Origin of the sequence: Deinococcus yavapaiensis KR-236 (assembly GCF_003217515.1) — a bacterium.
Taxonomy (GTDB): Bacteria; Deinococcota; Deinococci; order Deinococcales; family Deinococcaceae; genus Deinococcus_A; species Deinococcus_A yavapaiensis.
On record NZ_QJSX01000013.1, the window covers coordinates 16,713 to 27,891 of the forward strand.

At 63.3% G+C, this 11,179-nt stretch carries 6 protein-coding genes; 3 read left to right on the forward strand and 3 right to left on the reverse strand.

Annotation, left to right across the window (positions count from 1 at the left end):
* Positions 1–74: 74 nt before the first annotated feature.
* Genes DES52_RS15490 through DES52_RS15500 form a run of 3 tightly spaced genes read right to left on the reverse strand, consistent with a single transcriptional unit; the run spans position 75 to position 2,733 of the window.
* On the reverse strand, positions 75–818 hold the full coding sequence (locus DES52_RS15490; RefSeq protein ID WP_110887743.1) for a hypothetical protein: 744 nt from the start codon (positions 816–818) through the stop codon (positions 75–77).
* Positions 819–836: 18 nt separating this feature from the next.
* Positions 837–1,979 (reverse strand): flagellar assembly protein T N-terminal domain-containing protein, encoded by a 1,143-nt coding sequence (locus tag DES52_RS15495; RefSeq protein WP_245901060.1) that lies wholly within the window; start codon positions 1,977–1,979, stop codon positions 837–839.
* A gap of 1 nt (position 1,980) precedes the next feature.
* Entirely contained in the window at positions 1,981–2,733 is a 753-nt protein-coding gene (locus DES52_RS15500) for a hypothetical protein (protein ID WP_110887745.1), read from the reverse strand.
* A gap of 102 nt (positions 2,734–2,835) precedes the next feature.
* Between DES52_RS15500 and DES52_RS15505 the strand changes: the two genes are divergently transcribed.
* The 3 genes from DES52_RS15505 to DES52_RS15515 all read left to right on the forward strand — a co-directional run bounded on the left by DES52_RS15505 (position 2,836) and on the right by DES52_RS15515 (position 10,354).
* Complete coding sequence (locus tag DES52_RS15505; protein WP_110887746.1) at positions 2,836–3,444, forward strand: CsgG/HfaB family protein; 609 nt, start codon at positions 2,836–2,838, stop codon at positions 3,442–3,444.
* Positions 3,445–3,848: 404 nt separating this feature from the next.
* Positions 3,849–5,426, forward strand: coding sequence for a hypothetical protein (locus DES52_RS15510; RefSeq protein ID WP_146237319.1), 1,578 nt, complete (start codon positions 3,849–3,851; stop codon positions 5,424–5,426).
* A gap of 539 nt (positions 5,427–5,965) precedes the next feature.
* Positions 5,966–10,354: an AAA domain-containing protein gene (locus tag DES52_RS15515; protein ID WP_110887748.1), complete on the forward strand. Its 4,389-nt coding sequence runs from the start codon at positions 5,966–5,968 to the stop codon at positions 10,352–10,354.
* Positions 10,355–11,179 lie beyond the last annotated feature (825 nt).

An 11,179-nucleotide genomic window follows, 5' to 3' on the forward strand; every position in this document is an offset into this window, starting at 1 on the left:
CACCGATGAAACGATCGACGTTTTGAAGATCGGTCGTGGCTGCGTTCATCGACGAGCAACCACTTAATGGGGGATTAGAAATCGCCGCTTGAGCCGGGCGGCAACGGCGGGTACCCGGTGTTCTTCAGCGGGGTTTGCGACGTGGTGGGCGCGCTGCTCGTTGAGCCGGTTGGGCTGTCGTAGCGTCCGCTTTGCTTCAAGGGCAATTCGTAGCGCACGACGACGCATATGTTGCCGTCCCCAAGGCTGACGGTGCGCGTGCCTGTGATGAGGCCGCCGCGAATGAAGCCTTGGACGGAACTTTGGCGAATTTGTACGAGTGAATCACGAACTTCCGACAACGCCGTGCTGGTCGCCGCGCTTTGACTTGCCGTGGTGGAAGCTGCGCTGACTTCCTTGTCGGTCTGGGAAAATTCGGTACGTGTTGTCGCGGAAATGGCGGCGCCTTGCAAAAACTTCACGGCGTGCTCTTCGGCAGCCAGCTCAGCTTTCGTCGCGGCTGAACCAAGGGCGTTCGGGCCGCGCAAGTTCCAAATTGCTGCGGAGATGCGGCTCACGCCGTATACGCGCAACGAATCGACGCGACCGCTGTTGTTGCTGTCGAAGAGCAGGGCGGCTGGGGTGTTGCACATGCTGATCACGTCCTGCAAGTTCGGTGCTTGCGTGACGTTGCCTCGGTCGTCGATCGTGACAGACGCAGCGTTGGCGCGTTGTTCTTGCGTGGCGTACTGCTGCACGGGCACGGGCGTGGTGGCGCTTTGCGCGACAGCCGGGGCAGGAAGCAGGAGCGTGGTGAGCAGCAGGAGCTTGGTCTTCATCAAAGTGTCCTTTCGGTGTTACTTGTCGAATTGACCGGTGATTTCACCAGCGCTGAGGCCTGTGACACGAACGCGGAGGTCTTCGAGCAGCGTCGCGAGGTCTTCCGGGGAGCCGTCGTACTCCACTTCCAAGACGGCGCCGCCTCGATCGAACGACCTTGAGATGACGGCGCGTACGCCGGCCGCGTTACGTAGCGTCGCGCTGAAATCCGTGAGGGTCCGGAAGCTCGGGACGTCGTTGAGTCGCACGGCGAAGGTGCGCGCCGCGCCTTTGCCCGAACCGCTGATCCAGTTGAGAATGGTTTTCGGCAAGTCGTTCACGGCGAGTTTTGCGGCGTTCGTGAGGGCTGACTTGCCGGTGAGGGCGTCGCCGATGCCCGTGGCGCCCGCGTGGAAAGCGTTGCTGTAAATGATCTGCCCGGTGGCGAGATCGACGACTTTCACTTCGAGGCGTGAACCGTAACTTTGCAAGCCGGCGGCGCGCACTTCCGCGGGGGGATTGGCGAGTTCTTCCGCGAACGCTTCTCCGGTCACGAGAAGGTCGGCGCCGAACCGCGCGGTGATGTCCCGCAACGCCGCCGGATCGAGGGTTTCGGCGCGTTCTCGGTCGCGGGCGCCCAACTGCCGTACTTGCGACGCGTCCACAAGGCGGTAACCGCTGGCGAGGAGCGCGTGCGTGATTTCCGTTTCGGCGGCCGGGTCGGGTACGGGTCGCCGCAAAATCTGCTCGGGAATCAGGACGATGATGCGCGGATCGCCTTTGCGGGTCAGGAACGCTTTGAGTTCCTGCTCCAACGGTCCTTGACTGACGGAGACGCGCACGGTGACGACGTACGTGCCGTTGTCCTGCGTTTCGCTGAGAATTTGCAGGACGCGCCCGAAGCCGTCGGCGCGTTTCAGGACGCGCTGCTGGAATTGCTCGAAGCTTTCGGTGGTGTCGTTGCGGGTGGTTTCATTGGCGCGCACGCTGGCGCTCGCGCTGATGTACGCGCCCATCACGCGTTCGACGGCCACGCGAACCGCGTCGGTGATCGCGGCTTGCCGCGCCGTGGCGAGCGCGCCGCTGATGCCGGCTTGACCGCGCACCTCGACGACTTGCTCTTGCGCCAACGCGTTGCCGATCAACGCGAAGCCCGCGAGGAAGGCGAGCGACGCTTTCACGTCAATTCAACTCCAGTTTCAGGACGTACGGGAAGTTGGTGTTCGACGAGGACGAGTCGACGATGAAGTACACGCGCTGCGTGCTTGCCGTGGTGTTGGTGTACCCGCGGTTGGCTTCGCCGATGTACGTGCCGTCGCCGTGGCGCACGTCACCGGAGTACCACGTGTCGTAGAAAGGATCGGCGTTGGTGGGCGTGGCGGACGCGCGCAAGGTGAATTGGTACGAGCGACCTGCGGGAATGTCGGCGTAGTAGTAGTCGACGTCGTCGTACGTCGAGTTGTACCCGATGGCCGGCGCGTCGACCGTGAGGGGTTTGGCGAAGCCGTAGCCGTTGTTGGGTTCTTGTTCGTTCGAGAGCGGCCGAATGGCGATCCACACGCTGTCGGTTTTCGTGCCTCCGCTGCCCGTGACGACCGCGCTGAGCTGTACGATGCCGGGTTGCAACGCGGTCACGGTCACGCCAGTTCCTTGCGGATTGTCGAAACGTACGGCACTGTTGTTGCTGCTGCGCCAATCCGGGGTGCAGTTCAGGGTTTGCCGGTCCATGTCGTTGTCGTACCAACTGGAGGTGTACGCGATGGTCGTGCCGCCGCCGACATTTAAGTAACTGTTTGCAATGCGGACATCTTGGTCGAAGCCGTCGCGTGTGTCGTTGAAGTTGGCGCACGGCCCGCTGAGGGTAAAGCGATTTCCAATGGATTCCAGCGGATTACTGCCACACGCGGACAAGAGCAGGTTCAGGCCGACCAGCATGACAGGCAGAAGCTTCCTCATAACTCATTGCTAACACAGTCTTTTCATGTGTTTTGCTCAAATGCCCGGCGCGCCCTGGGAGTCGTGCGGTATACGATAAGTATGGTCGCTTCACACTCTGCTCGGCTGTTCCGCTTCGCTTCGCTCGTCGCTCTTCCCGTCGCGTTGAGCAGTTGCACGCTCGGCATGCGCGACCCGATTCCTGCGTTCACGGGAACGGCGCGCAGCATGATCGTGCTAGACATGGAAAGCGCGAATGACAGCGCGAGCCGCGTCTTTCAGCAAGCGGCGCTGGGCAACGAAGCCTTCCGGTCGCGATTCAAAGTCATCGATCGCGAAACGCTCAAGGTGCTGCTCAACGATCAAAAGCTCGCAGCCGTCGGGCTGCTCAACGCCGCGAGCGTCGCGGCACTCGGTAAGCAGACAGGCGCAAGCTTGATCCTCAAAAGCAACTTGAACTTGCTGGATGCACGCAGCAACTCGGGCGGTTCGGCGAAGTACGGGTATTACACGTACTACACGTCGCAAGCGGAAGTCAGCGTGAGCGTCGTCGACGTGGAAACCGGGGAAGTCGTCGTCACGGCAACCGGGCGCGGCAGCGGCTACGACTCGAAATCGTCCGGGGACGCGCTGCGCATGCAAGCCTTCCGTGAAGCAGCGGAGAGCGCCATCGACAACCTTGTGCGCGCGTACGTGAAGCGCGTGAGTTGACGCGCGTCGCTGATGCGCGCCGTCCTCGCTCTTCTCGCAGGGTCGACGTGACGACGAGGTTCGCAAGCGCGGTAAGTACGCGGCGCGCTCCGAAGCAGGAAGGCGCTGCGAGGAGGGCGCTTTCCTGTCGCGTTTGGCCGCGCACCTGATCAAAAGGCCGCGAGGTTTCAATGTTGTCGTTGAAGTGCACCTGCATGCCTCGTGACACGGAGACGAGCGCGTCATCGCCCGTAAAAGCGCTTTCAGTGTGAGTCACTCTCGTGGTGGCAAGCTGGTCGTCTTGCAAGTGGGCTCGCGGCGTGCTTCTAAGGAGGCACGGCAAAAGTCGGCTTGATGGTTCGACCAGGCCCATTGACTGAGGGCAATCTGAGCTTCTTGTAAAGCTTTCGTAAAAGGAGTTTGTCTTGCTGCGCTACCTTATCGCATCAGCTGCCCTTCTCGCCGTTGCATCCTCCCTTGCCTGTCCGGTCAAGGCAGGTACCATGGCTCGCTTCGTCGTTCCCAAAATCGTCACCGGGTTCACCCCGGTGTGCGACGCTCGCTATACCACCCTCAAAAACAACCTCTCGAGCAGTAAATTCAGTAAGTTCAAGATTCGTTGGATCGAGGCGTACACCTCCAAGTCGTCCGACCACGCGACCGGACGCCGCGAGTTCCTCACCTCTATCGCGCGGCCCGAGTACGGCTACCGCCGCAACGGATTTATCGGCGTGTACGCCAACACGCGCGCTGAAGTTCATTTCAGCTTCGTTACGGATCGTCGCTTGTGGCTCATCGAAGTTCGAGACTCCAAAGCGAAGACTGTCACTACCGTCCTGATCGGCGGGGAGACGATGGTGTTAAGGGAGCCTCCCCCGAACTACCCAGGGGATGACATGGATTACATGTCGTTGATGCGAGATTCCAAAGCGCTTCAAGAAGCCGTCGGCTTGGCCTTCAAGATTCCCATGGGCGAACGGGTGTACTACTTGAGCCCTGCTTTTCATGGAGGCATCGGCGATAACGGTGAGGACGAAGACGTAGCTGAAGAAATGACGAACAGAGCGTGGCCCCAGTCCAACACGACCATGAATCCCGGTTTGATGCCGTTCGGAGACATGGGAGAGCTTGGTCGTAGCGCGTTCTGCAAGGAGTTCTCCTGCGCCTCGTGGGTCAAAATAAAAGCGACCACTCTACGGCTCGTGGCGCCCGGCCATCGCGTCATGCTCGAGATGACGTTGGACGAGTCATTTGCCAACGGTGGACTGCGCGAAGCGACCATCGAGTTCCCGGCTAAAGGACGAACGGCAAACGAAACCAAGATGATCAGGGCATACGCAGCAGCACTGTTCGGCAAAGAAGGTCTGTCCAAAATCGATCACTGCTTGAATCGAGTTGAAACATTCAAGGCGACTGGGCCGGGAGCGCCCTACATGCATTACGTCTACAGCTTCGATTACGTCGCTCGTCTGCGATTCAACTGCTATAACGACGACGGCCAAGGTCTCATCGACGTTGTGTACGATCCTCCCGAAGACGACGTGGGGTATAAGCTCGACCACCCGACGCCTCCAAAGTCGGCTGGGCAGCAGCAACGGGAACAAGAGTTCGCACGCTTTACGAAAGCAATGGAGGCAGCGTACGCTCGAAAACTCACGTCCTCGGAACGGCTACTGGGAACACGCTTGTTCTGTAAGGAATCGCCAGGGTCGGGGCTGCCCTTCTGCTTGTCGGCCATTGTTTCGTCCTCGATCGGCATGGATGGAACAGCGTATACAACCGTGGAATTGCTGTACCCGAATCTCGTTCCTCTGTTCACCCAGTACGGCGGATTAGCTCAAGCAGTTCAAGCCGGAGCAGCGCTGCCGAAAGGCACGAACTACTGCTTGCTCAGCTTGCCCACGCGCTTTAAGCCGGAAAACGTTTTCGTGTACTTCTTGGACAAGCGATGGTCGATATCGATCGGTACCAGGATTTCCGATAGCCAAGTACGTTGCCCTTAAAGATCCTTAAGGCGACAAGCTTGAAAGTTGTTCGCATGTCTACCAAGGCGGTCATCGTTCGAAAAATTTCTTCGATAAGGAAAGGTTTGCTTGCATCCGAAGCGACCGACCAGCATTCAGGTCCCGCTGACGCCTTTTCAGTGCAGAATCGTTAGGGTGGTCTTTCTGCGACGTGCGATTCACTTCGTCGTTAATAGCGCAACTGCCGTTGACGTGACGGATTGCGCTGCCCATGACAGGCACGCTGTTCGAGTACTGGTGTACTGCAGCGACACCATCTACGAAGTGCGCCGCACGTGCCTTCGCCATCGCTAATTGCAACGGCGCGCGACAATCGCAGGCAGTCATGCACTTCGTTCGCCCTTCAGCATGCCACGCAGAGTGAACGCTGCCGGAAACGCCGCGTTGGCAACGCGCGCTTGCCGATGCGTTCGAGCCGAGCGGGCACCACCGCAACAAGCCACGTCGTACAGTCTTCTTCCATCGTGCGCAAGTGTGCGCGACGAGCCTCGCGCTCGCTGCTATCGTGACGGCACGGCATGCCCTACTTGAGTAAGAAAGCCATTTCGCTGTACCTGAAAAACGGGTGCGAGCGGCAGTTGAAACTGTACTTGTACCGCGACAAGGAACGCGCCGCCGTCGGCTTGCCGCCTCGTCAGGCCGCGCGCAGCGGCTTGCGGACCGTGGCGGACGTCGGCTTCGAATTTCAACGGCACGTGATCGACGAACTTCGCGCGGCGTTCGGTGCGCGCGTGCGGTCCGCGCCGCACCCCACGCAACCGGACCGCTTCTCGGCGTTGCCGTTGCGAGAAGTGTTGGACGACGCGCGCGCGTACCACGTGCTCGTCGAACCGCGGTTCGACGTGCCGAGCGCGCTGCGGCGCACGTTGCAGTTGGACGACGCGCGGGACACCGTCGGAAACGCCTTGGCCTTCGCAGACGTGCAGCCGGACGTGCTGTTCGTGCTACCCGCGCGCTTCAGCACGACCGGGTTGAGCGCGGACGGGCGGTGCGTGCCAATCGACGCGCATGACACGCGTATGCAGCTGCGCGTGGTGGACGTCAAGTTGTCGAGCGAGCCGGGCGCGAATTACTTCGGAGAAGTCGTGTACTACACGCTGGCGCTCGCCGCGTGGCTGCACGAGCAGCGCTTGTCGCACCGCTTCGTCGTCGTACCTGACGGCGCGATCTGGCCGGGCTCGTACGAAGCGAGTCACCTCGCGGCGTTCGTGCGGACGCGTCCGCACGATGAAACGCCTGCGGCGTTGAGCGCGGCGCTCGACGCGCTCGAGCGAGACGTGGAACGCGTGGACTTCGCGGTGTACGCGCCGCGTTTGCTGCACGTGCTGCAACGGGACGTGCCGCGCGCCCTCGCCGCGCCGCTCGATGCGCTCGACACGCACGTGAATTACCGTTGCATGAGTTGCGAGTTCTTCGGGCACGCGTGGCGTGACCGAGCGGGACAGCCGACGTGGCACGAACGGCATTGCGCGCCGCTCGCCGCCCGGCCGGGAAAGCGGCACCTCAGTCAAGTGTTCGGGTTGACGCGTGGCGCGGCGCGCGTGCTGCGCGACATCGGCGTGAGCACCGTCGAAGACCTTGCGGCGCTGCTCGACGACGACCCGGCGTTGAACGGGCACGCGTTGCTGCGCGCGCAACGACACGTGCTCACGGCGCGCGCGCGCAGTTTGACGCGCGGGGAAAGCGGGTTGATCGAGCACAGCGGCACGTCCGCGGCGCTGCCAAAGTTCGTGGAGCTCGAAGTGTTCTTGAACTTCGAGTACGACCCGAGCACCGCCGTGACGAGCACGTTCGCGTTTCGCGCGACGTGGACGGAACCCGTGGCGTTCGTGCGTTCGGATGGCGTGACGCGAGCCGAGCCGTCGCGCGTCGCGAGGCGACGGCAGTGGGGAACGCGCGACGACGGCTTGCAAGTCTTCTTCGTGGAGCAGCGCGACTTGCACGTGGAACGCGCGCGCTTCCTGGAGTTCGCTCGGGCGTTGCACGACCTGCTGCGGTGGGTACGCGGGGATGACGCGCAGCGCCGCGCGCGCACGCGCGGCGAGCAACCCAGTCGCTATCAAGTGTACGTGTGGGACGACGCGCAACTGCGGCACTTGTCGCGCCTCATCAGTCGGCATTTCGACGCGTTGATGGCCGAGCCGGACTTGCACGACCTCGCGTGGTTGTTTCCGAACGCGGAGGTGATGCGGCACGCGGACACCGCCACGCGCGCGAGTCCCATCACGGTCGTCGCGCATGCCGTGCACGCGCACGTGCGCGTGCCCGTCGCGCATCACTACACCCTCGCGGACGTCGCGCGGCATTACCACCCGAGTTTCGTGGAGACCGTCGCGAGCGTGCCGGCGTTGTTTCAAGATCCGCTCAGTCACCTCGTGCCGTCCGAGCGGTTGCATGAAGCGTGGGATGCCGACGCGCGGTACGACGAGCGGCGCGAGATGCTGCTGCGGACGAGCGCGCTCAAAGCGTACTTGTTGATGCTGCTCACGCGACGTTTGCGCGCGGACTTGCGTGATGTGCTCAGCGATCAAGCGGCGCCGTTCGTGAATGCTCGGCACGACGTGCTCAGCGGAGTGACGGACGACGCGCAGTTGTGGCATCACTACCAACGCTTGAACGCCGCGATGGCGGCGCTCGACGGCGAAGTGACGTACGCGCTCGCGCCGCACGAACGCGTCGCGCGCAACCGCAGCGCGCACCTCACGCGGCTGCTCGAACCGCACGAAGTGCCGTCGGCGTTGCTCGCCGTGAACGACCACCTCGGGTTGGCGTTGAAGGTCACGCCGGACATGCTGGTGTACGAACTCAGCGCGGAAAGTCGTGACGTGAACGTCCGCTCGGGCGACCTCAGCTTGCTGTTGTCGCCGCGCGCGGACAGCGTGTTCCTGCACCGCCGCGTGTCGACGCTGCCGGGCGCGCCGCGCGTCGCGAAACCGTGGCAGCTCAAGCTGCCTGTCGGGGAGGCGGGCGTCACGCAAGTGGAGTTGCTCGCCATCGACCGAGCGCAAGGCGTCGTGGTGTTGCGCGCGAGCGGCATCACGAACGTGCCATTCGATCCGCATCGTTGGCGCAGCGAAGGGTGGCTGGCGGACTTCACGCGTGACGTGATGCTCGATCGGTTTGACAAGGACTTCTTGAGCCGCAAGCTGCGCGTGACGTTGCAAGCGATCGGGCGTCCACGCGACGTGGACGCCAACGGCCTCGCCGCGCGCATGCTCGGCCCGGCGGCCGATCACAGCCTCGCCTTGCCGACCGCGCAGGTCGTGCCCGCAGCGGACTTCTTGTGGCGCGCGGGCGTCACGCACGAGCAACGCACGTTCGACGCGGCGCGCCTCGCTGAGGCGCGTGCGGAACTCGAACGGCAAGGCGTGCGCCTCAACGCGTCGCAGTGGGAAGCGTGGGAAGCGGCGTTGTCGCGGCGGTTGAGCGTCGTGTGGGGTCCGCCGGGCACGGGGAAAAGCCAGACGGTGTCGGCGGTCGTGCGAGGCGCGGCGATCCTCGCGCGCCTTTCCCGGCGGGGCTTACGGGTGCTCGTCACGGCGAACACGTATACGGCGGTTGACAACGTGCTGCAACGCGTGTGCAAGGACGTCGGAGACGACGCGAACGTCGCGTTTCGACGCGTGCAGAACGCGTCGCGTGACGCGCCGGAGGAGTTGCGAAAAGCGGTGTTCGCGCCCATCGCGTTGAACAACGTCACCTTGGATCGACGTGAGCCGAGCGCGGCGGCGAGCGCGCTGCTCGACGAGTTGGCCGCGCCGCCCCAGCAAGGCGTGCTGCTCGTCGGGATGCCCGCGCAGCAAGTGCATAACCTCGCGTACGCGGGGCTTGATACGCGCGAAGCGCGGCACGCGCTGCGGCCTTGGTTCGATTTGGTGGTCATCGATGAAGCCAGCCAGTTGGACGTCGCGACGAGCACGTTGGTGTTCACGAAACTCGCGCCGGGCGGAGCGGTCGTGCTCGCCGGGGATGATCGGCAGTTGCCGCCCATTCACGCGGCGGAGAAACCCGCGTTGATCGAAGCGCGCTTGGGCAGCGTGTACGAATTCATGACGCGCGCGCACGACGTGCCGACCGTGAACTTGAACGTCAACTACCGTTCGAGTGACGCGATCGTGCGCTTGGGGCACCTCGCGGGGTATGACGCGGCGTTGCGTGCGCATTCGCCGCGTTTGGCGTTGCACGTGCCGCGACCGATGCTGGAGCGCCCGGCGGACTGGCCGGAGGGCTTTGCGTGGACGCCCGCGTGGTCCACGCTGCTGCGCCCGGACTGGCCGGTGACGTGCGTGGTGTACGACGACGAGACGAGCGCGCAAGCCAACGCGTTCGAAGCGGACGCGATCGCGGCGCTCGCGTTCGTGCTGCACCGCACGCTGGCGAGCGAACCGCTTGGGCGCGTGGACGCCGAGGGCCGTGAGCGTTCGCCCAGGGCGGATTTGTACACGCCCGAACGCTTTTGGGAAGACGGCTTGGGAATCGTCACGCCGCACAAAGCGCAAGTCGCGAAGGTGTTCGACGCGTTGCAACGCGCCTTCCGCGGACAGCGAACCGCGCGGGGCGCGCCACTGCCGCTGTCCGCGTTACGCTCGGCGGTGGACACGGTGGAGCGCTTTCAAGGGCAGGAGCGGGACGTGATCTTCGCGTCGTTCGGCGTGGGCGACCCGGACTTGATTCGTGCGGAAGACGCGTTTTTGTTCGATCTGCGGCGGTTCAACGTAATGGCGTCGCGGCCGCGCGTGAAACTCGTGGTGTTCGTGACGCGTTCGCTGTTGTACCACCTCAGTGACGATCGGGATGTCGTGCGTGACAGCGCGTTGTTGAAAAGCGTCGTCGACGGGTACTGCGATCAACACGAGTCGTTGCCCCTGCTGGGACGCACGGTGACCGTGCGGTACCGCCGATGGTAAGGCGGCGCCTGGAACGTTCATCGACCGCTGCGCAATGGGCGGACCGCGGGTGACGTTCCTTGCACAGGCGTGTGCGGCGGCTGACGCTTGTCCACAACTTCGATTCGCACACGCTCGGTCGACGTCCGGTGACCACGCTGTGAGACGCGTTAGTCCCGTCACCCATGCCGTTCACGTATCGAAGAACGCGGCGCAGAAGCGCGTTCGAGCAGACGCGGAACGTGGTGCACGCGTTCATAAATCGTGGCGAGCAACGAATCGCTGCAGCGACGTGACTGCCTGTCGGCGCATCCCGAGTTCGCCACGCGGCCGCCTCGCGGCGCAGCGGCCACCAGCTGTGCGTGACGGTCTGACCGTCGTCGCAACCGCGCCGTCCGCAATATCAGCATGTGTGACGCGTCGACATGAAGGCGAAGCGCGTGCGAGTAGATGTCAACGCTCGCAGCCGCACCCGGGACGGACTGCTGCCTCGGCGAACCGAGTTGGACGTCGCAATCACCTCGAACAGAATGGGGCGTCGAGCGTACCTCACCTCGGCGTGCGAGAAGCACGGCGCCTCGTTTGTTCACGACGCGTAGGGACACGACGCCGACGGCGCGTGCTTCACGGCGCGGTTCGCGCGTTCGGTGCGAGCGTTCGAGGTCAGTTGAAAGGTGGCGGTCGTACACGTGTGGCGATCATTCACACGTTTGGTGATGGCGGGCCGAGCGCGATGATACGAAATGCGTGCTCGTCGCGCGTGCGCACTGCGGAGGACACGTTCGAATGTAGCAGGGCGATTCATGTCGACGGCGCTTGGTGGCGCGTCGGTGAGGGTCGCGTGCG